The 24050-nt window shown below is 58.5% G+C and carries 22 protein-coding genes; 14 read left to right on the top strand and 8 right to left on the bottom strand.

Going from position 1 to position 24050, the window contains the following annotated elements; all coding sequences use genetic code 11:
• Positions 1–79 precede the first annotated feature (79 nt).
• The 4 genes from CAter10_RS00760 to CAter10_RS00750 all read left to right on the top strand — a co-directional run bounded on the left by CAter10_RS00760 (position 80) and on the right by CAter10_RS00750 (position 2423).
• Positions 80–583: a hypothetical protein gene (locus CAter10_RS00760; protein WP_205630277.1), complete on the top strand. Its 504-nt coding sequence runs from the start codon at positions 80–82 to the stop codon at positions 581–583.
• Positions 580–756, top strand: a complete 177-nt coding sequence (locus tag CAter10_RS22695) for a hypothetical protein (RefSeq protein ID WP_164840397.1) — start codon at positions 580–582, stop codon at positions 754–756. The genes CAter10_RS00760 and CAter10_RS22695 overlap by 4 nt, the downstream gene beginning before the upstream one ends.
• A 79-nt stretch (positions 757–835) precedes the next feature.
• Positions 836–1828: a prolyl aminopeptidase gene (gene pip / locus CAter10_RS00755; protein ID WP_061531901.1), complete on the top strand. Its 993-nt coding sequence runs from the start codon at positions 836–838 to the stop codon at positions 1826–1828.
• An 82-nt stretch (positions 1829–1910) separates the two neighbouring features.
• The gene (locus CAter10_RS00750) at positions 1911–2423 is read left to right on the top strand and encodes a hypothetical protein (RefSeq protein ID WP_061531900.1); all 513 of its coding nucleotides are present in this window, start codon (positions 1911–1913) and stop codon (positions 2421–2423) included.
• On the opposite strand, the gene CAter10_RS00745 is transcribed toward CAter10_RS00750, so the two are convergent.
• Together CAter10_RS00745 and CAter10_RS00740 are read right to left on the bottom strand one after the other, a co-directional pair.
• Positions 2420–3772 (bottom strand): cytochrome-c peroxidase, encoded by a 1353-nt coding sequence (locus CAter10_RS00745; RefSeq protein WP_236905446.1) that lies wholly within the window; start codon positions 3770–3772, stop codon positions 2420–2422. The two genes, CAter10_RS00750 and CAter10_RS00745, sit on opposite strands and share 4 nt — an antisense overlap.
• Before the next feature lie 150 nt (positions 3773–3922).
• On the bottom strand, positions 3923–6349 hold the full coding sequence (locus CAter10_RS00740) for an alkaline phosphatase family protein (protein WP_061531899.1): 2427 nt from the start codon (positions 6347–6349) through the stop codon (positions 3923–3925).
• A 209-nt stretch (positions 6350–6558) separates the two neighbouring features.
• Between CAter10_RS00740 and CAter10_RS00735 the strand changes: the two genes are divergently transcribed.
• The 6 genes from CAter10_RS00735 to CAter10_RS00710 all read left to right on the top strand — a co-directional run bounded on the left by CAter10_RS00735 (position 6559) and on the right by CAter10_RS00710 (position 14078).
• Positions 6559–7041, top strand: a complete 483-nt coding sequence (locus tag CAter10_RS00735) for a hypothetical protein (protein WP_061531898.1) — start codon at positions 6559–6561, stop codon at positions 7039–7041.
• Positions 7042–7103: 62 nt separating this feature from the next.
• On the top strand, positions 7104–8249 hold the full coding sequence (locus CAter10_RS00730) for a branched-chain amino acid ABC transporter substrate-binding protein (RefSeq protein WP_061531897.1): 1146 nt from the start codon (positions 7104–7106) through the stop codon (positions 8247–8249).
• Between the two features lie 32 nt (positions 8250–8281).
• Complete coding sequence (locus CAter10_RS00725; RefSeq protein WP_231879106.1) at positions 8282–8983, top strand: helix-turn-helix transcriptional regulator; 702 nt, start codon at positions 8282–8284, stop codon at positions 8981–8983.
• A gap of 85 nt (positions 8984–9068) precedes the next feature.
• On the top strand, positions 9069–9698 hold the full coding sequence (locus CAter10_RS00720; protein ID WP_061531896.1) for a glutathione S-transferase family protein: 630 nt from the start codon (positions 9069–9071) through the stop codon (positions 9696–9698).
• Between the two features lie 361 nt (positions 9699–10059).
• A complete protein-coding gene (gene aspT / locus CAter10_RS00715) occupies positions 10060–11745 on the top strand; it encodes an aspartate-alanine antiporter (protein ID WP_061531895.1) in 1686 nt (561 codons plus the stop codon).
• Positions 11746–12422: 677 nt separating this feature from the next.
• On the top strand, positions 12423–14078 hold the full coding sequence (locus tag CAter10_RS00710) for a bifunctional aspartate transaminase/aspartate 4-decarboxylase (RefSeq protein WP_061531894.1): 1656 nt from the start codon (positions 12423–12425) through the stop codon (positions 14076–14078).
• Positions 14079–14123: 45 nt separating this feature from the next.
• Here the strand turns inward: CAter10_RS00710 and CAter10_RS00705 are convergent, their stop codons facing one another.
• Complete coding sequence (locus CAter10_RS00705; RefSeq protein WP_231879103.1) at positions 14124–15395, bottom strand: cytochrome-c peroxidase; 1272 nt, start codon at positions 15393–15395, stop codon at positions 14124–14126.
• A gap of 180 nt (positions 15396–15575) precedes the next feature.
• Here CAter10_RS00705 and acpA point away from each other — a divergent pair, with 180 nt between their 5' ends.
• Positions 15576–17708 carry an acid phosphatase gene (gene acpA / locus CAter10_RS00700; RefSeq protein WP_061531893.1) on the top strand — a complete coding sequence of 711 codons (2133 nt, stop codon included), beginning with the start codon at positions 15576–15578 and terminating at the stop codon, positions 17706–17708.
• A 7-nt stretch (positions 17709–17715) separates the two neighbouring features.
• Here the strand turns inward: acpA and CAter10_RS00695 are convergent, their stop codons facing one another.
• From CAter10_RS00695 to CAter10_RS00685, 3 genes are all read right to left on the bottom strand, one after another.
• Positions 17716–18801 carry a pyridoxamine 5'-phosphate oxidase family protein gene (locus CAter10_RS00695; protein ID WP_335340177.1) on the bottom strand — a complete coding sequence of 362 codons (1086 nt, stop codon included), beginning with the start codon at positions 18799–18801 and terminating at the stop codon, positions 17716–17718.
• Positions 18802–18889: 88 nt separating this feature from the next.
• Positions 18890–19528: a glutathione S-transferase family protein gene (locus CAter10_RS00690; RefSeq protein ID WP_061531892.1), complete on the bottom strand. Its 639-nt coding sequence runs from the start codon at positions 19526–19528 to the stop codon at positions 18890–18892.
• 137 nt (positions 19529–19665) lie between these two features.
• Positions 19666–20235 (bottom strand): TetR/AcrR family transcriptional regulator, encoded by a 570-nt coding sequence (locus tag CAter10_RS00685; protein WP_061531891.1) that lies wholly within the window; start codon positions 20233–20235, stop codon positions 19666–19668.
• Positions 20236–20410: 175 nt separating this feature from the next.
• Here CAter10_RS00685 and CAter10_RS00680 point away from each other — a divergent pair, with 175 nt between their 5' ends.
• Both CAter10_RS00680 and CAter10_RS00675 read left to right on the top strand, forming a co-directional pair.
• Entirely contained in the window at positions 20411–20827 is a 417-nt protein-coding gene (locus CAter10_RS00680) for a MarR family winged helix-turn-helix transcriptional regulator (RefSeq protein ID WP_061531890.1), read from the top strand.
• Between the two features lie 95 nt (positions 20828–20922).
• Positions 20923–21177, top strand: a complete 255-nt coding sequence (locus tag CAter10_RS00675; protein WP_061531889.1) for a hypothetical protein — start codon at positions 20923–20925, stop codon at positions 21175–21177.
• A 7-nt stretch (positions 21178–21184) separates the two neighbouring features.
• Here CAter10_RS00675 and CAter10_RS24010 read toward each other — a convergent pair whose 3' ends face one another.
• Positions 21185–21310, bottom strand: coding sequence for a hypothetical protein (locus tag CAter10_RS24010; protein ID WP_257722348.1), 126 nt, complete (start codon positions 21308–21310; stop codon positions 21185–21187).
• Positions 21311–21595: 285 nt separating this feature from the next.
• Between CAter10_RS24010 and CAter10_RS00670 the strand changes: the two genes are divergently transcribed.
• Positions 21596–23236: a methyl-accepting chemotaxis protein gene (locus CAter10_RS00670; protein WP_082797740.1), complete on the top strand. Its 1641-nt coding sequence runs from the start codon at positions 21596–21598 to the stop codon at positions 23234–23236.
• A 64-nt stretch (positions 23237–23300) separates the two neighbouring features.
• Here CAter10_RS00670 and CAter10_RS24005 read toward each other — a convergent pair whose 3' ends face one another.
• On the bottom strand, positions 23301–24038 hold the full coding sequence (locus CAter10_RS24005) for a helix-turn-helix transcriptional regulator (RefSeq protein WP_082797739.1): 738 nt from the start codon (positions 24036–24038) through the stop codon (positions 23301–23303).
• Positions 24039–24050: the final 12 nt, after the last annotated feature.

Below are 24050 nucleotides of genomic sequence, written 5' to 3'. Positions count from 1 at the left end.
GGCCTATCAAATCTCGCAGTAGACACTCGTTTTGAGCTTCTGTATTCTCCGTATATTGCAATAAAGATAACTAAACAGGGTGCAATGGCTGCTGGACCTTGTCAAAACAAAAGCACCTGTTAATTTTTTAACGTCACGCATCATGGAGATAAGTCGAATGCCCGGTTTCTACGATTACTTCAAAGAAAATATGGAGGGGCTCGGACTCCCGGCTCCTGCATCCCTATTCGGTTCCGTACAGGCGGCAGTTGCCAATGCCAGTGTCATCTTGAGCCAGATTGATAAATTTGGGAAAACCGTCACGATCGGTGAATTGATTGGCGCAGGAACGCGACTGGAAGGTCTCGGCGTCATAGCGGCGTGTTCGGCTTCTTTCTACGTTGGCGCCGTCATCGGCAGCATTGCTGTGGCAACCGGACGCTCGTTAGCCGGCGGAACCTCGATTTCCGACATCCTCTCTACTGCCCATCGCTACAACCTTAATCGACCATGGCTAATTCAGAACTTGTATCGCTCGCCGGAAATATATGCTTCCCGCGCACCTGCAAGGAAAGCCTATCGATCTCAGGCAGTCTACGCATGAAGGATCATTTCCAATTGCTGACAGGCGGCGCCCTGTTCGCGATCATCGCCTGGGCTTTCTGGCACTTCCTCGGCAACGACGCATTTAGCGCCCTCTCGACCATTGCCCTGCTCGTACTCTTCGTCGACAACGTTCGCCTGCGCCGCAAGTTGAAGCCAGAACAACGGGACTAGAGTCTGGCGCAGTCGCTGGACGCCATCGCCAGACTTGCTTATGATCTTTGTTTCTCGACTCCCACAAGGAAACGATTTCATGAGCACCTCCAGCCAACCCGCTGTGCAGCAAACGTCCCCCGCCCCGCAACTGCTGGGCCTGTATCCGCCTCTGGAACCGTTTAAATCGGGCAAGCTGGATGTGGGCGATGGCCATCAGGTCTATTGGGAGATGTGCGGCAATCCAAGCGGCAAGCCGGCGGTGTTCCTGCACGGCGGTCCTGGCGGCGGCTGCAATGCCGATCATCGGCGCCTGTTCAATCCGGAAAAATATTGCGTGATGCTGTTCGACCAGCGCGGTTGCGGGCGCTCGACGCCGCACGCCAACCTGGAGGCGAATACCACCTGGCATCTGGTGGCCGATATTGAACGCTTGCGCGAGATGGCCGGTGTCGACAAATGGCAGGTATTCGGCGGCTCATGGGGCAGCACGTTGGCCCTGGCCTATGCGGAAAAGCATCCTGAGCATGTCAGCGAACTGATATTGCGCGGCATTTTTACCGGACGCCAGGAAGAGATCCAGTGGTACTACCAGGACGGCGCATCGCGCCAGTTTCCCGACAAATGGGAAGATTTCATCGCGCCGATTCCACCGGAAGAACGCCATGAAATGGTGAAAGCCTTCAACCGCCGCCTGACCGGCAGCGACGAAGCTGCCAAACTGGCTGCGGCAAAGGCCTGGAGTGTTTGGGAAGGCAGCACGGTCAAGCTGCTGCCGGATCCATCGTTGGCCGAGCACCATGAAGAGCCTGAATTTGCGATCGCCTTTGCACGCATCGAAAACCACTACTTCATCAACGCGTGTTTTTTTGAAGACCAGCAATTGCTGCGCGATGTCGGCCGGCTGCGCGGCATTCCTGGCGTCATCGTCCAAGGGCGCTACGACGTTTGCTGCACGCCGAAAACCGCTTGGGAACTGCATAAAGCCTGGCCTGAGGCGGAGTTGCATATCATTGAAGATGCAGGCCATGCGTACAGTGAGCCAGGTATCCTGGATCAGTTGATCCGCGCTACTGACAAGTTCGCCGGATAGCTTGACCACGGCGGAGGGCATCCCGTCCTCCGCCACGATGCACTGTGCTTGTTGAGCGTGTTGATTGCGCGGGAGGCCAGGTATGTCGCCACCACTTCGTTTGCATTATCTGTTAGCCATTTTTCTGGCGGCATCGGCAACTACGGCGAACGCCCACGACGAGATCCTGAAAAACTGGTTCAACGATCCATTCATCCAGGTGCGCAGCAATGTGCCGGATTGCCCGCAGCCGCTGGGGCCGCTGGTCAATGAGGAGGAGGCGCGCAGGGAATCCCACTGGCGCACCGAGCGCGGCACCACATGCTGGCTGGCAGGCCAATGTAGCAAACCCAATTCCTATCTTTACGATGCGCCGATTGCGAAATCGGTAGCGACGCATTTTGCTGCCATGCCGGAATTCGCCCAAGCCAGTAGTTTATGGCTGACGTTCCAGCGGCGCTTCGTCTGGGTCGAAGGATGCAGCGCCGATCCGGCCATCGACGCCGCCGCGCTTGAAGCCTTTGTCCGTGCCGAGCCAGATGTTGAGCGAGTGATCGTTAACGTGCGTGCGCCGGGCGCGGCCAAAGCGCCCTATGCGCTGGCGCCGCCACGCTAACGCGCAGCGCCGGACTTGGCCGAATAGCCGTCGTTGAGGGTTTTCAGGAAGGCGATCAGGTCGCCGATTTCTTCATCGTTCAAGGCGGGCTTGTCGCCTGTCTTGCGGTTGAGCGGCGCATCCAGCGTATCGATATTGGCGCGGTAGCGTGGCGGCAGATCGTCGAACTTGGCCACTTTACCTTTGACCTTCGGGTACCACTTGGCCGGATCGGTATCGCGCTCGACATAGAAATGCAGCATGTCTTCCAGCGTATGGAAGCGGCCGTTGTGAAAGAACGCGCCGCGCGTGGCGACATTACGCAAGGTCGGTGACTTGAACATGCCGCAGAATTCGCTTTCCTTCGCCATGTCCTTGCGGTCCGGGCCGCAAATGCCGAGATCGAAATACTTCGGATTGCGATTCGCGGCGATCTCCGGATTGCGCGGCACACCCAATGCCTGGAAACCGAAATCGGTGAACTGCGCCGGCCGGCCGCCCGGCCCCGGGGTATCGACGTGGCACTTGGCGCAATTGCCCTTGTTCGGATTGTTGAACAGGCCGTAGCCGCGCAATTCAGCCGGAGTGAAATCGGCATTGCCGGCCATCGCCGCATCGAATTTGCTGGTGTACGGATGGAAGCTCGGGTCTTCAGTCTGGAACGCTTCCAGCGCCAGCGTGGCTTTTTCCACCGCTGCCTCGGGATGATCGAAAATGCCGGCGCCATACACTTGCCGGAACTGTTCGACATAACTGGTCTTCTGCAGCTTGGCAGCTATCTCGGCCGGATTGGCATTCGCCATTTCATTCGGATTGAGTAGCGGAATCAGCGCCTGCTCGTGCAGCGAATCGACCGCGCCATCATGAGTAAAGCCGCCGGTCGGCCCTTCATCTTCGGTTTCATCTGGCCCGGGCACATAGTAATGGCGCGTGAATTTCGGTGTGAAACCGAGGTAGCGCAGCGACGGCACCCCGCGTGTACCTTGCCGTTGCATGTCGGCGCCGCCCAGCTGCACCGCGAGTCCATTCGGCGGTCCATAAGCATGATCGGGGCTATGACAGGTAGCGCAGGACATCTTGCCGGAAGCCGACAACGACGCATCAAAAAACAATTGCTTGCCTAATGTAGCGGCGGCACTCAATGTCGCCGGCGGTTCCGGATAACGCACCCACATTTTCAGCGAAGGCTTCTTGTCAGCAGGAGCGGAAGCGGCAGCAGGCGCCGCCGCGACGCTGGCCGGACCGGCCTTAGCTGCGGCGCGCGCAGGCGTATCCCCATCGTGGCAACCAGCCAGCAGCACCACGCTGACCAGAGCCACCAGTCCGGCACCCCATTGGTAATCCAGCAACCGACCTTGATTGAAGCTCAACAAATCGAATCCATTTCAAATCTGTGTTGTTGCTGGCACTCGCGCAACGTGAACGACAGCAATCTCTGCGACATCCCCAGCATTTTAATTGGGGTCAGAGTCAAATATAGCCGTAGCGACATATTCGACTCTGACCCCAAATAAAGGGGTTTAGAAGTTGAACATCGCCATCAGGTCGCCGATCGAGGTGGTGTTCACCGGGCGGTACTGGTCGGCGGCGACGCTGACCGGGTTCGGCAGGTTGTCACGGCTGCGCGGCGACAGCGGTGGCAGGCGCCAGTTGCGCTCGATGAATTTCAGCATCGACGAGTGGTCGTAATAGGTGTGGTCGATAAAGCCGGTTCGGGCATACGGCGATACCACCAGGAATGGAATCCGTGGGCCGTTGCCGAAGAAGTCCAGGTTCTGGATGTAGCCGGTATCGAAATGGCCGCCGCCTTCGTCGGTGGTGACCAGGATCGCAGTGTGTGCCCACAGCGTCGGATTGGCCTTGACCTTAGCGATCAGGTCTTGCAGGAAGGCTTCGTAGCGGGCCGGCGCCGAGTAGCCCGGGTGGCCGCTGTCGAGGTTCTTCGGCACCACGAACGAAACTGCCGGCAACGTGCCCTTGGCGATATCGCTATAGAACGTGGTGAGACCGGCCAGGTTCGATTTCAGTGCAGTCGTCATGACATTGCTGGATGCCACCAATGGATCGCCGATGGCGTTGTACTGAGCAATCTGGGCGACAGCCACCGGAAAGCCGAAAGCCGCTGCATCTGCAGTCACGTCCGCGGCTTCGCGGCCGCCGGTGTACCACTTCCAGGCAACGCTCTTCTTGGCCAGCCCTTCGGCGATGGTCGGTACGGTTTGTGGCGGGTAGTTGTAATTGTTAGGACCGATCGGCTGGACGTTGCCGTTCATGTCGTAACCTGGATTGTAGTTATTGACCAGGTAATACTTGCCGGCGTCGCAGTTGCTCTTGACCTTTTTGCTGCCGAGGAAATTCAGAATCGCGCCGACACCCGGCTGGGTCGCATCGGAACAATTGACGTAGGAGCCGCCCTGGTAACCGTCCTGCGAATAGAAATTCGCCGTCTGCGCCATCGGATTCGGATTCTCGATCTGGTTGGCCGGCGGCACTGCAACCGCGCCACCGCTATTGAAATACGGCAGATCGCCGGTGGCGATATTGAAGAAGTTGGCGCCGGTGCCGCCCATGATGCCTTGGTGATAGTTGTCGCTTAGCGCATATTGCTGCGCCAGCGACTTGAAGAACGGCGCATCGCCGCTGACCATATTGACAAAGCCCATCAACTCGCCGCCCTGGCCTGGATTGCTCGGCGTGATGCCCTTGGTGTCGCCACCCTGGCCGACAGTATCGGCGACCCAAGTAAACATGTCGAGCTTGCTGTTGTCGCCGCCGGTCTGCTGCCACATCTGGAAGAAGCGATGTACCGGATCGCCAGTCTGCGCGGTAGTGGCGGTGCCGTAAGGGACGTACTTGGTGATCTGGAACGGGCCGTTCGGCAGGTTCGCCGGGAAGCGGCTATCCGGTACGCCGCCCGGGTCCTGGAAAGTCGGCGGAATCAGTTCGCCGATGGCGGTCGGTTGCGGCAGCGTGGCGTATGCGGTGGAACGGGTCGGCGTGATCGTATACGCGGTCTGCGTTGCCCCCTGGTTTTGCAGCGCCAGGCTGAAGTTCGGTCCCGGTGTGCCATCGGCATTGATGATGCCTTGCGACAGCAGATTCTTTACTGTCTGGCCTTGCGGCGGCTGATAGGCGCCAAATACGGCGTCGAATGTCTGGTTTTCGCCAACGACCACGATCACGTTCTGGATCGGCGTGGTGGTCGGGCCGTTGTTCAACGCCATCACTGATTGGATCGCGGCGCTCGGCAAGCTGCCGGATACGCTGCCGCTCAGCGGGATGGTCAGCACGGCGCGGTTGGCATCGGTGCCGACGGCAATCTGACCGCTGTGCACATTGAAACGGGTAATGTCGAACAGGTTATCGAGCGGATCGCTGGAATTGGCCTGATAAGCAGTAGTGCCAATCGGATCGCTGGTTTCAGCAGCCGGCACGCCGAGCGCCGTGAACAGCGGCTGCAACGGTGTACCGACATCGGTCACCGCTTGCGCAATGCTTGCAGAACTGATCTTCGCGGCGCTGATTTGCGCGGCGCTCGGGCTACCGCTCGGGACCAGCCCCAGCACGCGCTGCGTGACTAGCGAAGTCAGGGGATTCAGGTTGGCTTGCACGGTGCTGCCCGCCGCCGACTGGGCTGCGCTCGGATTGATCACGGCCGACAAGGTTGCGGCGCTACCGTCGGCATCGTTGAATGGCGCGGTCAGGATGAAGGGCGCTGTGCCCTTGAGTGGAATGGAGAATTTGCCGTTGACGTCGGTCACTGCGGTCTGCACATTCTGGCCGCTGCTGTCGGTGATGGTGACTGTTACGCCAACCAGTGCCTTGCCGCTGGCCGCGACGCCATTTACCGTGGCCGGTGCTGTGCCGATCGAACTGCCGCCACCACCGCCGCAACCACTCAGATAGACTAGCGTTGCGCATGCCAGCGCCAATGAACGAAGTTTCATGGAATTATCCTGTTGTTGGATTTCAATAAAGGTCTGTCTCCATGCGTGCAAACAGATGCAAGCAGCATGAATCTAAACTAATCTTTTATTGTTGCAAAGGAATATGACAGTGTGATGTCAGCAATCTGTGGCTTGCCGGATATATTAGAGGCAGCCATCCATTGCGCCAGGTCGTTTAGTGTGTTGCGTTCGTAAACTCAAGGGTCGTCATGAAAATCTTTCCTATCCTCTTTTTGCTTAGTGCCGTACTGGCCTCAGGCAACGCCTCGGCAGACGACGACATTTCGATGACGGTCGCCGGCATGTTGCGCGACAAGGATGTCATGCAGGCCGCCAATGCCTGCTTGCAGAAACACCCCAGGGGCGACACAATTTTTGTCGAGAATGTCTATCCGATGAATCATGGCATGGTCGGCATCGTCACTGCGGACACTTCCGGCCGCCGCTACGACTGCAACGTCGACCTGGGTTCTGGGAAAGTGCGCAGCAGCGAGCCGATTGTCGAGCCCAAGGGGCCGTTGTTTGTGTCGATCGGGCAAAACAAGTCGGCGCCCAAGGGGGAGTGCTTCAGCAGCGATCCGCTGGTGATCGACAAGCAGTTGCAGGGCTGGCTATTGACTCAGACCGGGAAATGCGGCGGCACATCCTGGAACGGCATCGCCACTGCAACAAAAAACCCGCAAAACCAATAGAGCGCAGTTGCCGGGAGACTGGGATAATTGCGGAACTTCACATCGAATTCCGGAGAAAACAGATGCAGATCAATGCCAAGATGAGCGCACTTACCCTGGCCGTAGCCGCAGTGGTGGCCTCTACCGCCCATGCACAGCCGCAGGAGCAAGTAGTCAGGATTGCCCACGTCGGCCCGATTACCGGCCCGGTCGCCCATGTCGGAAAGGACAATGAGAACGGCGCGCGCATGGCAATCGACGACCTGAACGCCAAGGGTATTGTCATCGATGGCAAAAAGATCAAGTTCGTGTTGCAGGCTGAAGACGACGCCAGCGATCCGAAACAAGCCACCTCGGTAGCGCAGAAGCTGGTCGACGCCAAGGTGGCGGCAGTGATCGGCCACCTGCAATCGGGTACCTCGATCCCTGCCTCGAAGATCTACTACGATGCCGGCATCCCGCAAATTTCGCCTTCGGCCACCAGTGCCAAATATACTCAACAAGGCTTCAACACCACTTTCCGCGTGGTCGCCAACGACAGCCAGCTGGGCGCCGTGATGGGACGCTACGCCGCCAAGACCCTGCACGCCAAACGGGTTGCCGTGATTGATGACCGTACTGCCTACGGCCAGGGATTGGCGACCGAGTTCGCCAAGGACGCCAAAGCCAATGGCGTCGAGATCGTCGCCACCCAGTACACCAGCGACCGCGCCATCGATTTCAGCGCCATCCTGACCGCAGTCAAGGCCAAGAAGCCAGACCTGATTTTCTTCGGCGGCATCGACGCTAGCGCCGGCGCCATGCTGCGCCAGATCCGCCAGCTCGGCATCAACGCCAAGTTCATGGGCGGCGACGCGATCTGCACCTCAGCCCTGCCGCGTCTGGCCGGTGAAGGCCTGGTCGACGACAACGTATATTGCGCAATCGCCGGCGGTGTCGAGGACAATGCACCGCTGGACGCCTTCAAAGCCGCCTACAAGAAAAAATACCAGACCGATATCGTGCAGTACGCGCCGTACACCTACGATGCAGTGATGACCATTGCCGACGCCATGCAGAAGGCCAATTCGGTCGATCCGAAAACATACCTGCCGGCGCTGGCCAAGATCCAGCACACCGGCGTCACCGGCAAGATCGCCTTCGACAAGAACGGCGATATCCGCAACGGCACGCTGTCGATCTACACTTTCCGGAACGGCCAGCAAACCCTGCTGACGGTGACCAAATAAGCGGCGTCGCAACTTAGGCGAGGAGACTGGCGTTGGCACAAGCGGCAAGCCGTACCGGACGGTTGTTCATGCTGATGGACGCACTGCGCGGCCACCGGCGCCCGGTCACGGCGGCGCGGCTGGCCGAGGATCTGGCGGTCTCGGTGCGCACCATCTACCGCGACATGCAAACCCTGATCGAGCTGGGCGCGCCGGTGGAAGGTGAGGCAGGTCTTGGCTACGTGCTGCGCTCCGGCTTTTTCCTGCCGCCCCTCATGTTCAACGAGGATGAACTGGAAGCGTTGGTGCTGGGTGCTCGCTGGGTCCAGCAACAAGGCGACGCGGGCTTGAGCCAGGCCGCCGCCAATGCACTCAGCAAGATCGCTACCGCTTCGCCGGCCGATCTGCGCGACAACATGGCCAACATGGGTCTGTGGGCGGCCAGCTACCAGGCGGAGCCCCTCAGCAGCATTACGCTCGGGCCGATTCGCGAAGCAATCCGGCGCCAGCACAAAATCAGCATCAGCTATCGCGATGAGAACGGTAAAGCCAGCGAGCGCTTGATCTGGCCGATCGCACTGGCGTTTTTCGAAGGCAAGCGCCTGGTCGTCGCCTGGTGCGAGCTGCGCGCCAGTTTCCGTCACTTCCGCTGCGACCGGATCGGCCTCCTGACCGTCACCAAAGAGCGTTATCCGCAACAACGCAGCGTGCTGCTGCAAGCCTGGCGCCAGGAAAACCAGTTGTTGGACAGCTAAGCCTAGCAAAAGACTACTGACATTAGCTGTCAGCAACCCGGACTAAGATGATTTCACCGCATCACAACAACCGGAGAAAATCATCATGCGCCTCTATCATCACCCAATCTCATTCAATGCCCGCCGCGCCATCATGACCGCCCATCATCTCAAGCAGCAGGTCGACCTGGTGCTGGTTGACCTCTCCAGCGCGGAGCAGCGCAAGCACCTGCTGACCATCAATCCAAACGAAAAAATCCCGGTACTGGTAGATGGCGATTTCACACTCTGGGAATCCTGCGCAATCATGCAATACCTGGCCGACAAGACCCCGGGCCAGACCGTCTATCCAACTGAACTGCGGGCGCGCGCCGACGTCAACCGCTGGATGTTCTGGTCGGCCCAGCATCTGGCGCCGGCGATCGGCATTTTTTACTGGGAAAATTTCATCAAGGGCCTGATCGGCGCCGGCCGGCCTGACCCGGTCGAATTGAAGCGTGGCATGGTCGACCTGGAATCCTATGCAGGCGTGCTGGATGGCCACATGGCGCGCCGTCAGTGGGTATCGGGAAACAACCTGACCCTGGCTGACCTGGCCATCGCCGCGCCCTTGATGGCGGCGGAACCGGGGGGCGTATCGCTGAACCGCTACGAACATCTGCAAGCCTGGTTCGGCCGCGTACAGGAGCTGGACGCCTGGCAACAGACCGCCGCAGAGGATATGCTGCCAGCCTAATCCAGCCACCGACCTGCTGCGGCGGTCAGGGGGCGCCGTTGACAAGGATATGATCCGGCAATGCATATTTCGCCGCCTCGTAACACCGTGGCCTGCAATGCCCGCTGCAGGTTCGCGTATCCGGAGTGAATATCCACAGCTCCTAGCAGATTCCAATAAAAATTCCAATTTGTTAATTTCGACAATGGTGATTCTGCTATCATGACGATTCTTTTTGGCAACTTGCCTAGATAATTTTTTGCACCATGAACCTGCCATGCGGGCATCCAATGCTTGCAAACCCGCTCGCATCGGCCGGCCAGGTCGCGACACGCTGGTTCGTTGAACAATCCGGAAGTCTCGTCATGAAAGGATGTTCGTTATGGAATGGCTGCACGAGTTATTCAAGAAATCCCCTGAAATAGCACTGTTTTTATCGCTGGCGGTCGGTTACGCAATCGGCAAGATCAAATTCGGGAAATTCCAATTGGGCGGCGTCGCCGGTTCGTTGTTGGTGGCGGTGCTGGTGAGCCAGGTCGGGGTACACATCGATCCCGGCGTCAAGGCGGTGTTATTCGCGCTGTTCATTTATGCGGTCGGCTACGAAAGCGGACCGCAATTCTTCAACTCCCTTGGCAAGCAGTCGATCCGGGAAATCATCCTGGCGGCGATCCTGGCGCTGACCGGTTTGGCGACGGTGGTGATCATGGCCAAGCTGTTTGGCCTCGACAAGGGCCTGGCGGCGGGTGTCGCCGCCGGCGGCCTGACGCAGTCGGCGATCATCGGCACCGCCGGCGATGCCATCACCAAGCTTGGGCTGGATGCGGCCGAGGTGGCGCGCCTGCAAGGCAACGTCGCCGTCGGCTACGCGGTGACCTATGTATTCGGCTCATTCGGTGCGATCATCGTCTGCGTCAACATCTTGCCGAAACTGATGGGGCGCAGCATTCGCGAAGACGCGATCAAGGCCGAGACTGCGATGCAGGCCGGAGTCAAGGTGCTGGGACCGGGCCAGCATGCGGCGCTGCCGGAACTCGTCGGCCGACTGTATGAAATCACCCAGAGCAAGATCACGGTCGAGGAAGTCGAGAATCTCGATCCGGCTACTGCCGTCACCATCGAACGCGTCAAACGCGGTGGCCAGGTGATCGAAGTCAATCCACAACTGGAACTGCAGCCGCATGACATCGTGCTGGTAGTCGGCCGGCGCGAAGCGGTAGTCAGCACATCCGGATTTCTCGGCAAGGAAGTGTATGCAGTGGAAGGCATGGAGCTGACCATGCAGCACCGCGATGTAGTGCTGAGCAACAAGGAATTCCACAACAAGAGCGTTGAAGAAATCCGCACCCAGACTGCAGGTGGCGTGCGCCATGGCATTTTCGTGGTGCAGATCAGCCGCATGGGACGAGTATTGCCGATGCTGCCGGAGACTATCGTACAGGTGGGTGACGTGGTGTCCATCTACGGTGCCGAACAAGACGTCAAGCGGGTCGCAAGTATCGTCGGCTATGTGATCGTGCCGAGCGCCAAGACCGATTTCGTCTACCTCGGCGCCGGCCTGGTGGTCGGCCTGCTGGTCGGGTTGTTGGTGGCCAAGGTCGGCTCGATCCCGCTGACGCTGGGCAGCGGCGGCGGCGCCCTGCTCTCCGGTCTGTTGTTCGGCTGGTTCCGCTCCAAGCATCAAACATTCGGTGAAATGCCGGCCGGCGCCGTGCAGATTCTGAAAGACCTGGGCTTGGCCGGTTTCGTGGTGGTGGTCGGCCTGTCATCCGGCCTGCAGGCGGTGCAAACCGTCAAGCAGCAAGGTTTCACGATCTTCGGCGTCGGCGTGGTGGTGACGATCCTGCCGATGATCCTGACCATGCTGATCGGCCGCTACATCCTGCGCTACGACAACACCGCCATCTTCGCCGGCGCCCTCAGCGGCTCCCGCAGCGCCAACCCCGCTTTCGGCGAAGTGCTGGACAAGGCGGAAAATTCGATTCCAACAGTACCGTTTGCGATCACGTACGCACTGGCGAATGTATTCCTGACGTTGTTGGGGCCGTTGATTGTAGCGTTGGTGTGAATATGAACTCCGTGGCCCGTTAAAAGGGGTCAGAGTAATTTTCGCAAAAGGCCGCGAAAAAAAACTCTGACCCCATTTAACTACCGGTGGTTATGGTTTTGAAGTTGCAGTTGCAGCTGTTTTTGACGTTGACGTTGACTTTGACGTTGCTTTTGACTTTTCGCATGCTGACGTTGCCAAATGGGACGTGCGACAGTCGGGAATTATGGGACACATGTTTGAGCGCAGCGAGTATGTGTCCCATCCGACTGGCGCACGGCTCATTTGGGGACCCGCCGAAGGCGGGCAACGGCTGTGCGATCGCCTTTCTTTGCTCACTTTCTTTGGCGAAGCAAAGAAAGTGAGCGGCTGCCGGGCCGCCCCCGGCTAGTATCCACGGAGCGCCGACCGCATTAAGTAACGACGGCCGTAAATTCTGAATGCACCACCACACTTACTCCGTGGCCCGTTAAAAGGGGTCAGAGTAATTTTCGCAAGAAGCCGCGAAAAAAAACTCTGACCCCATTTAACTAATGTGTGCGCGTAGCCATTGGCACCAAATAGAAATCGCATCAAGAAACGACAAGCAGAAACCGAACGCCAGCCATCCGCCCGCAAGAAGACAACAAAGAATTCTTAGCCGCCTCACCCCGAGCCCGCCACTGCGGACTCGACATTTTGAATAAGGAGTATCGGAAATGGATTTCAGCAACCCAGAAAAGCTCGCTCTGTTAAGCCCGTTCGAATTAAAAGATGCACTCATCCAGGTCGCCTCCAAGAGCGACCGCTCAATGCTCAATGCCGGCCGCGGCAATCCCAATTTCCTCGCCACCACCCCGCGTCACGGCTTCTTCCAGTTCGGCCTGTTCGCCATGACCGAAGCTGAACGCTCTTACATCTATATGGAAGACGTCGGCGGCTTCCCGCAACGCGACGGCATCGAAGCACGCTTCGAAATATTCGCCAAATCCCGTCCCGGCGTCCCCGGCATCCGCTTCATCGAAGCCGCTGTATCGTACGTGCGCGACCAGCTTGGCATGTCCGCCGGCGATTTCATCTATGAAATGTGCGAAGCCATCCTCGGTTGCAACTACCCGGTACCGGATCGCATGCTACGTCACAGCGAAAAAATCGTCGGTCATTACATCCACCGCGAAATGGTAGGCAAGCACCCGTTTTCCGGCAAATTCGACATGTATGCAGTCGAAGGCGGCACCGCCGCCATGACCTACATCTTCAACAGCCTGCGCGAAAATCACCTCATCAAGGCCGGCGACACCATCGCCCTCGGCATGCCGATCTTCACACCTTACATCGAGATCCCGCACCTGAACGACTACCAGCTGGTGGAGCTGATGATCGATGCTCCGCCGGAAAACAACTGGCAATTCACCAAGCAGGAGCTCGACAAGCTGCTCGACCCCAAGGTCAAGGCCTTCTTTCTGGTCAACCCCAGCAATCCGCCGTCGGTGCGTATCAACGACGAAACGCTGGCCTACATCGCCGAGATCGTCAAGAAGCGGCCGGATCTGATCATCCTCACCGACGATGTCTACGGCACCTTCGCCGACGACTTCGTATCGCTGTTCGCGATGTGTCCGTACAACACGATCCTGGTATATTCATTCTCGAAATATTTCGGCGCCACCGGCTGGCGCATGGGCGTGGTTGCAACCCACGAAGACAACATCCTCGACGCCAAGATAGCTGCCCTGCCGGAAGCGCGCCGCAAGGAACTCGACCTGCGCTACAACTCGATCACCACCGAACCGCGCAAGCTGAAATTCATCGACCGCCTGGTAGCCGACAGCCGTACCGTCGCGCTCAACCATACCGCCGGGCTCTCAACACCGGTACAGGTGCAGATGGTGCTGTTCTCGCTGTTCTCGCTAATGGATGAGCCGGAGAGTTACAAGAAATCGATGAAGCGCATCGTCCTGCGCCGCAAGGAAGCGCTGTACCGTGCGCTGGGCTTGCCGGTGCCGGTCGATCCCGATTCGGTCAACTACTATCATCTGCTTGACCTGGAACCGCTGGCCACGCAAATGTACAGCGCCGCTTTTGCCAAGTGGATGGTCAAGCGCCTGAAACCGAACGAAGCGCTGTTCAGGCTGGCAGAGGAAACCGGTGTCATCCTGCTGCCGGGTCGCGGCTTTGGCACTGCGCATGCATCGGCGCGGGTGTCGCTGGCCAATCTCAACGAATACGATTACGCCAACATCGGCCGCGCGATCCGCAAGCTGGCGGAAGAATTTTATGCGCAGTTTGAGAAAGGCAGCGGCAGCAGCAAGGCCGTGACAGCCGCCAAGACAAGCGGCGGAAAAGCGAAGGCGGGCAAGAAAGCCAAAAAATAAGCTCTTCTGCCAGAACCCAAGGCCCATGGATCCCATGGGCCTTTTTTATTGCTTGGTGTAGCCGTCGTTGAGTGTCTTCAGGAACGCGATCACATCCTTGATCTCGGCATCATTCAGTGCCGGCCGGTCGCTGGGCTTGCGGTCGAACGGCGCTTCGACATTGACGTTGTCGCGATATGCCACCGGCAAGTCGTCGAACTTGTCGACGCTGCCATCCTTGTTGCGCGGGTACCATTTCTGCGGCTGGGTATCGCGTTGCACGTAGAACTGCATCACTTTTTCCAGGCTGTCGAAAGCGCCATTATGGAAAAACACCTGGCGCATGGCGACATTGCGCAAGGATGGCGTCTTGAACATGCCGCAATATTCCGTTTTCTCCTTCAGGTCGGTGCGGTCCGGCCCACACAGGCCCATGTCGAAATATTTCGGATCGGCGTTAGCCGGGATGTGCTTGTTACGCGGCACGCCGATGGCGATCAAGCCGTAGTCGGTGAATTGCGGAAAGGCGCCGCTCGGCGCGATGCCGCTGATATGACAGGAAGCACAATTGCCCTTGGCGGGATCGTTGAACAACCGCAAGCCGTTCAATTCCTGCTTGCTGAGCTGTGTCTGCCCACGCAGGAAAGCATCGTACTTGCTGTTATATGGATAAAATTCGGCCGGACTTTCCTGATACACCTCAAGCGCCATCAGTGCCCATTTGAATGCCTGCTCCGGCTTATCGAAAATATCCTCGCCGAAGGTCTGGCGGAACTGCCCTGCATACGCGGCTTTCTTCAGCTTCTCAACCACTTCGGCGGGACCGGCATTGCCCATCTCGTGCGCCGACAACAATGGAATCCGCGCCTGGTCGTGGGTCGATGGCGCGCGGCCATCCCAGTTATGGCCGCCAGTGGGGCCAGCATCGATGCTGTCGTCGCCATCGTCATCGAAGAAGTGCTCGGTGAAGGCCGGCACATTCTGTATATAGCGCAATGACGGCGCCGCACGAGTACCCAGCGTTTTCATGTCCTTGCCGCCGAGCTGGACTGCCAGGTTGTTCGGCGGACCGAACGCGTGCTCGGGACTGTGGCAGGTGGCGCAAGACATCTTGCCCGAAGCCGACAACGATGGATCCGAGAACATGATGCGGCCGAGATCAGTCATGGCGGTCACGGACGGCTGCTTTTTCAATGACGGCGCATAGGTGGCGCCGACATAGGCCGGCTTCGCAGGTTGGCTGGTTGCTGCCGGGTTGGCCTCTGCCGACCGTTGGCCGCAGGCGTTGAGGAAGAGCGCAACGGCGCCGATCAGGAATGCAGTGACCGCTGGTTTCATTGGATTGGAGTAGACATGGCACGACATGGAGGAATAAATGCCGCGCAAGACTAGCACCACTCTGTGACAGAACGATGACGCGCTCATTTACAAAAAATAAATACTACCTATAGGCATTAATTTCACACAGTTGAAATATTCGAAGCATAGGATTGCCCTTTTTACACCCGGGGAGGGGTTATGAAGGGGAATTTCAAATGGCTGCCATTAACGGTGGCAATATCCGCTGGCTTGAGTGCTTGCGGCGGTGGCGGCGGTGGCACAGTTAGCGAAAACGGCCCGGTCACCAGCGGCCAGGTGACCGGCAGCTACTACGAAAATGCACAAGTCTGCTTCGAGGATGCGGTAAAGAAAGCGACATGCGACGCCACCTCGCCGGTAGTCAAAACCGGCGCCGACGGTTCCTACTCGCTCAAGGGACAAGGCGCGGTAGTGGCAACCATCGACTCCAATGCCATCCGTCACGAAGTATTAGGCGACAAGGGCAGCAGCGTCACGCAGAAACTGGTGTTCCGCGCACCGGCCGGTCGCAGCAGCTATGTCAGCGCCATTTCGACTGAGCTGGCTGCCGCGATGGAAGCCAACGGCGGTAATTTCGCCGATGCCAGCAAGAAGCTGGCAGCCAAGATCGGCACTTCCGAAGCCAACTTGCTGGCCGATATCAACAAGCTGAGCAGCGCCGACCAGGCCAAATTGAAGGCCGAAGCCGCTGCCATCAACGCTGCGATCGCCAATGCCATCGCACAGGGCGGCGACGTTGACTTGGGTCAGGCCTTGGGAAGCGCGCTGGCCATGAACAACATCCAGAACGTCGTCGTGATCTTTGCCGAAAACCGCGGCTTCGACAATCTGTACGGCCTGTTCCCGGGCGCCAACGGTATTCCGGGCGTCAATCCGACTTCGACCTCCGCCTATGTTCCGCAAAAGGACTTCGACGGCAGCACCCTGCCGGTCCTGCCCCCAACCTGGGGCGGCATGACGCTGGCAGGTCAAAGCACCGTGATTACCCAAGCGCAGTCAGCCAATCTGCCGAACAAACCATTCCAGATCGACGATACCAACAGCCCGATCTACATGTCGTCGGCCGTCATCACGCGCGACCTGGTGCACCGTTTCTATAACAACCAGATGCAGATCAACGGTGGCAAGAACGACAAGTTCACCGCTTATTCCGACGCCGGTGGCCTCAGCATGGGCTACTACGACGGCAGCAAGATGAAGCTGTGGAACATCGCCAAGCAATACACGCTGGCCGACAACTTCTTCATGGGCACTTTCGGCGGCTCTTTCCTGACCCACCAGTACCTGATCTGCGCCTGCGCACCGACTTATCCGAATGCCGACGCGGCAACCTCACCAGCCAAAAACAGCATCTCGGCCGTCAACCTGGACGCTAATGGCAATCTGATCGGACTGGCGCCGGGCACCGGCAATCCGAGCTCGGTATTGAACGGTGCACCGGTCTATCTGAAGGACAGCACGATCACGCCGAAGGATGCTGCCGGCATGTTCTATGCGGTCAACACGATGCAGCCGCCTTACCAGCCTAGCGGCAACACCCCTGCTGCAGTGGCCTCCTATGCCGACCCAAGCAAGGCCACCACCTTGCCGACGCAAACCCAGACCACCATCGGCGACCAGCTCACCACCAAGGGTATCAACTGGGCCTGGTACGCCGGCGCCTGGAATGCGGCATTGGCCGACGCGCCGAACGCCAGCCGCAGCGTGATCTATAGCGGCAAAATCCAGTTCCAGCCACATCACCAGCCGTTTAACTACTACAGCCGTTTCGATCCGGCGACTGCCGCCGGCGCGACCGAACGCAGCAACCACCTGAAGGATTTCGACGCCTCGTTCCTGCAGGATGCTGCTGCAGGAACGTTGCCGCCGGTTGCGTTCTATAAGCCACAAGGCAACCTGAACCAGCATCCCGGTTACGCCAACGTCTCGGACGGCGATGCCCACATCGCCGACGTGATCGCCAAGCTGCAAGCCAGCCCGCAATGGAAGAACATGCTGATCGTCGTGACTTACGACGAAAACGGCGGCTTCTGGGATCACGTTGCACCGCCGAAAGGCGACCGCTGGGGGCCAGGCACACGTCTGCCGACCATCCTGATTTCGCCGTACGCGAAGAAGGGTTTTGTTGATCACTCCCAGTACGACACGGCCTCCATCCTGCGCTTCATCACGCACCGCTATGCGTTGCCTGTCTTGCCAGGCATTACGGCGCGCGACAAGGCGCTGGTTGCCAACGGCGGCAAGCCGATGGGCGATTTGACTGCAGCATTGACACCCGTACCGCAAGAGTAATACGACATCACTCTGCGTCCTCGCTGAAGACGCAGAGCGACCGGGTGGAAATCGATAAAGCCGGCCCCCTTGAAAAAGGCGGCCGGTTTTTTTCTATGCCTTGCAGAAACGCGCTGTCACCACGCCCCCATGCCGGCCAGCGCCGGCGATAACTCCGATTCCCCCAACGCAGCGGCAGCGACGCTTCCACCCGGATCGCCTGCCTGATGTGGAAACGCAGCAGGCGCTGCGCTCCCTGGAAAGCGGCCACCGCCGGACCGTCCCAGATCAGTTCGGCGTCAACCGCCAGGTACAGCAGATCGCCGCTGGCGTAATCGATGAACAACAGACCGGCGCGTGGATGTTCGATCAGGTTGCCGATCGTATTGAAGAAAAAATTGCCGACAAAATCCGGCACCGTCAGCGTCCTGGCGTCGTCTATGCGGACGAAGCCAGGTTTGCCGCCGCGATGCGAAACGTCGACACCGTACTTGCGCCCGCTGGCGCCGTCGGCACTGAGAAAAGCGGTCGCGATGAAGAAGGTGTCCGCCCTCCCGATCATGTGTTGCATCGGGGCATCGAGCTGGTGGCTGCGCCAGACATTCGGCTGCGGGCGATCAGTGGTATCAATCAACTCCGGGCGACGCGCCTGTATATATTTCGGGCAATTGCCGAAACTCTGATCGACCTTCAAGGTGAAACCATCGCCTGATATTTTTTCCACCTTGCCGTTCATGCGATTTCGACGCCGCGTATGCGGTTCGATACCCAGCAGCCCCAGCGTTGCTTGCGGTTCCAGTGCCTGGCTGAGCGGATCAGCGCTCAGCGTATGGGCGCGTATATCCAGGTGCTCGGGATCGGGGGAAGTGACGAATCCTGGCTGGCCGACCAGCACCGATGCCCACGGCTGCCGCTGTTGGTCGATGCTGCCGACAACGATGAACGGCAATTGCGCAAAGAATTCGCGATGCTGATCTGGCATGTAGGTGCGAATCGCCACGCTGCCACGTGCAGCCATCTTTTCCAGCACGCCGGCACGTTGCTGCGCCGCGCGCTCGCCGCGATGAAAGATATCGCCTTCGCCTGCGGGCTCCGGTATTTCGGTCTGGGACATGAGCTTTACCTCATCAACAGTTTGGTTATCCGATTCGATCGGCGGCCGGTCTGCGTTGCTGCATCCACCTGCCGCCGCACTCACCGGTTCAGGCAGCCAATCCAACCTTGGTCGCCTGCATCGGCACAAACCCGGGCAGCGCTTCCATCCGCGCCAGCCAGTTGCGCAAGTTGGCGTAGTCGTCCAGCGCGATGCCGCCTTCCGGAGCATGGGCAATGTAGCTATAGGCCGCAACGTCAGCGATGGTGATCTGGCCTCCAATCAGGAATGGCCGAGTGGCCAGATGCGGTTCCAGAATCGCGAACAAGTTTTTCGCGGTCGTGCAGGCAGCATCGCGATCGAGCGGCAGGTTAAACACATTGGCGATACGTGCCGTGGCTGGGCCGCGGAAAATCTCTCCCGCTGCCACCGACAGAAAGCGCTGCACGTTTGCAGCGCCCAGCGGATCCCGCGGCAGCCAGCTCGGTTCCCCGTACTTGCTTGCCAGATAGACCAGTATCGCATTGGAATCGGCGAGCGTCACATCGCCATCTTCGATCACCGGCACTTGGCCGAACGGATTCCTGGACAGGAATTCGGGCTTCTTGTGCTCACCTGCGCGCAGATCGATTTCGATCATCTCAAACGGCAAGCCAAGCAGCGACAAGAACAACTGGACGCGATGGGAATGGCCGGATAATGCGGCACGATATAGGCGAATAGGCTGCTTCGGATGTGTGACTGGCATGGTAGATCTCCTGGATACGTTGACGTAACGCGATGCACCATGAATTTGCATCGGTGGGTATACATCCGGCATTCTCTGTACCGAACAATCGGTACAATACAAAGCGAATCCTATGTTGTCAAGTAAAAATCTGGAATTCAGTCGGCTTGGACGCCGACCAGGTTGCCCGGGAAATTCTCTATCATGCGCAAGAACGGGCCGTTGTTACCGATGGCCCGTGACACAATCAACGATCCCTGGATCGACACCACGGCGTTTTCGGCCCGAATCGCGGCCTCCACCTTGTCGACTCCTGCCTCTTCCGCCACTGCGGCCAGCAAGCTCATCAACGCCCGCATGCGGCCGCCCAGATGCTGCTGGAACAGCGAACCGGCCTCGCCGATGGTGAACACGTCCATCAGGCAGGGCGCAAAGCCATTCGCATAGTATTCGGTCAGTTTGCCGGCAAAGCGCTGTAGGCGCTGCGCTGGCGCATCCCGGCCTTGCAGCGTGCACAGCACATTCTGTGTGAACCAGGCGCCTACCGCCGCCATCGCGGCACTCGCCATGTCCTCCTTGCCGTTCGGGAAATAGTGATACAGGCTGGAACGGCCCAAGCCCGTCGCTTCCGACAGGCGCGACAAGCTGCTGCCCTCATAGCCGTAGCGGCGAAAAGCCGCCAGGATGCGTTCGACGACCTCGTCGCGGGTGAGAGTGGCTGCTGGCATGATAGATGATGTACCGATGAATGTACCGAATGTTCGTTGTTACCAATTTAGTGGCAAATCGACAAAACAGCAAGGATTTACTTACCCGATCGACATGCAACACCCCTGCAACATCCCCGCAACGTCAGGCAAATAATAGTTGCGTAGCTAATTATGTGCATTTATACTTCAGCTCATGTTCGATCACTGCCTTTATTTCAATACCACTGCACTGGCGCGCATCGTCGAGCGTGAGTGGCTTGCTGCTTACCAACCGTTCGACTTGACACCGCCGCAGGGTTTCGTGCTGCGCGCTGTGCTGAGGCAGCCCGGCATGCTGAATCGCGAGCTGGCTGAGCTGCTTGGCATCTCACGGCCCACTGCGAGCCGGTTGCTGGATCATCTCGACGTCAAAAAGTTGATCGAGCGCCGCTCCTCCGCCGCGGATGGCCGCGAGTCGCATATTTTTCCCACTGAGGCGGCATTGGCGCTCGACGCGCCGATCAATGCCGTCAGCGCCGAAGTAGCGCAGCGCCTGCGCCAACAGATCGGCAGCTCGCAGTTTGACGACGCCATCGGCGCCATGCGCGAGATTCGCGAAATCATTGGTTAGAGCAGTTCCGATGTTACCTGGATGATTGCAATAGTTTCCATCAATTAGTTGTCTAGCTAACTTATTTAAAAACTTGTTTAAAAGAAGGAGGCAACATGACTGTCATCTCCCGATCGACGCCGCATGGTGCGCGCGCCGCTACCCTGCTGGCCGGCCTGTTGGGCGCAGCGTTTGCGCTCGGCTGCATCGTATTTTTTTCCATCGGCCACAAGCCAGGTGAACAACACGATTTCTGCCTGGCGGCGCATGCCGCCGAGCTGGGCATCAGCAGTAGCCAACTGACCAGCGACACGCGCTACCAACAACAAATGGTCGCAGCGCTGTCATCCTGCACCGGCATGGTGCCGTAGCCGGACTTTAGTCGACCACCGGCGTAAACACTTCGCCCACCGGTTGCGACGTATGGCTGACGTACAACGAAAAACAGACACACAACAAAACCAGGGCGGCGATTGCGGCGCCGACCCAAGGAGTGAGCAGCAACGACCGCCAGGCGATCGCCAGGCCACATATGGTTACAAATGATTTTCAAGTTTTGATACCACACGCCGTAAACCCCGATAACGGCACCGAGCCTGTAGGCCCGTGATTTGCCGAGTCGAGGGACGGTCGCCTAGGTCCTGCTATCAAATAATTTGACTGAACCGTCGGGGAAGGACGACAGGCGTCGCACGCGGCGCGTTCGCATTCCCAAATTAATTGATAACAGGCCCTTGGCACAACGTCATTCATTGTCCATCAATACCTTTTCTCGTTCTTAAAAAAACAATGAATATCGCAAATTTGAAAATCTCCACAAGACTCACAGCACTATCCACCTTGCTGATTCTGACATCCGCCCTGATGGGCATGATCGGCTGGCGCTCACTCTACGATAGCGACGCAAGAAGCGCAGACATGATGCAAAACGCCGAAGACTTCCAGTCGGCTGTCAATCTCGCCAGGAAAGCTCAGGTCGATTTCAAGATAGAAATCCAGGAATGGAAAGACCTTCTGCTGCGCGGTAACGACGCCGCTGCATTTGAAAAGCACAAGAATGCGTTCCTCAAGAAAGGTGAAGAAACCAGAGCTGAACTGGCGCAACTGGATCAGTTGCTGAGGCAGTTGGACATCGATGCCGGGCTCGCCAAGCAGGCAAGCCAGACCAATGCGGAGCTGGAGCAGAAATACCTGACAGCGCTGAAACAATTCGCCCCTGCCAGGATTGAAAGCGGACACGTCGTCGACAAGCTGGTGACCGGTCTCGACCGCGAACCCACCAAAAGAATCGAAGATATCGTCGGCCTGGTTGTCGAACATTCCAAAAGCCTGATGCGGCAAAGCGAAGCCGAAGCAACACACAGCAATATCGTAGCCTTGCGCATCCTGCTGGCGGTAGTGGCCGTCGGTACACTGGTTGGCAGCATCCTGACCTACTGGATCATCAATGGCATCACCGGCCCCTTGCGTTCCGCAGTCAAGGTTGCCCGCACCGTCGCAGCCGGCGACCTGACCAGTCACATCGAAGTTGGCAGCAAGGATGAAATAGGCGCACTGATGGATGCCCTACGCCATATGAACGGCAGCCTGCAGCACATTGTTGGTCAATGCCGCAGCGGCATCGAGACCATGGCCTCCGCCTCCGGCCAGATCGCCACCGGCAATCTCGACCTGTCGGCGCGTACCGAAGAACAGGCGGCATCGCTAGAACAAACCGCAGCATCGATGGGAGAACTGACGTCGACCGTCAAGCAAAATGCCGACAACGCACGCCAGGCCAACCAACTGGCAGCGTCCGCTTCCGGCGTTGCGGTCGAAGGAGGAGCCGTGGTATCGAAGGTGGTGACGACCATGGCGTCAATCAACAATTCGGCGAGAAAGATTGTCGACATCATCGCGGTGATCGACGGCATCGCGTTTCAAACCAATATTCTGGCATTGAATGCAGCGGTCGAAGCTGCGCGAGCCGGTGAACAAGGACGCGGCTTTGCCGTGGTCGCCAGCGAAGTGCGCAATCTGGCGCAACGTTCGGCGGCGGCGGCCAAGGAGATCAAATCGCTGATCGGCGACTCAGTGGAAAAAGTGGATGCCGGCAGCGCGCTGGTTGCTGAAGCGGGGACCACGATGGAGCAGATTGTTGATAGCGTCAAGCGCGTCAGCGACATCATGGCAAAAATTACCACCGCCGGTGAAGAGCAAAGCAGCGGCATCGAACAAATTAATCAGGCGATCGGGAACATGGATCAGGTTACTCAGCAGAACGCAGCCTTGGTCGAGGAGGCTGCCGCCGCAGCGGAGTCGCTGAAGGAGCAGGCCGCCAATCTGGCTTCAGTAGTCAGTGTATTCAAACTGAATGCGGTTGCCGCGACAGGCGGCAGCAGCGGTATTGCGACGAACAGCGCATTTCAATGCGAACTGCTGGCCGCATAACGCGCCAGAGGCATCAGGTCGGGCAGGAATAGAAGAAACGGACGGGGCAGAGCCCCGCATCCGTTCAGTTATCGGGCTTGATGATCCCCATCATGACCGCTCGGCTGATCGCGTGGCGAGTGCTGTACACGCCGAGCTTGGTGGCCACGTTCTTCAGATGGAAATACACGGTGCGCTGCGATATGCCCAGGATCAGCCCGATTTCGCTGCTGGTCTTGCCATCTGCGCTCCAGCGCAGGCATTCGAGCTCGCGCGTCGACAACAGCGGCTCCTGGCCCTGCGCGACTTTGCGCCAAAGCAGTTCCGCAGCTTCCTGCAGGTGCACTCCAAGCAGCAACGCATCGGCCTGGGCGCTGATGGAGAACGCATTCGGCACCACGGCGTTGCCATAGAAATCCAGCCGGCTCACGGCATTCTTGCTGTGGATGGCCACACTCATTCCTTGCGTGATGCCCATCGATTTCAGCAGAGGGTAGAGCGCACCATCGCATAACTTGCACACCTGCTCCACCTGCCAGTTCAGCGGCAGCCGCGAACGCGCCAGGTGCTGCTGGATCGGATCGCTCTTGTCCCCAGGCGGATTGCTCAGCAATTGCAGCATCGCACTCGGCAGACTGCCGAACGTCTGCACCAGCGGCGATCCGTTAGCGCTCGTGATGTCCATCTTCAAACTGAAATCACAACTATCCAATTTCGCCAACAGGCGATGCATGCGGTCCCGCAACGGCCCCCAATCGGACGCCTGCAATATCTCCAGCAGGTCCGGAGCAGATAATCGGTGAGCAGCTTGGCTTAGCAGCATGAGATGTTTGAT

The organism is Collimonas arenae (assembly GCF_001584165.1).
Taxonomy (GTDB): domain Bacteria; phylum Pseudomonadota; class Gammaproteobacteria; order Burkholderiales; family Burkholderiaceae_D; genus Collimonas; species Collimonas arenae.
The sequence above is the reverse complement of the archived record's forward strand: the minus strand, read 5'-3'. Positions and strand labels throughout refer to the sequence as shown.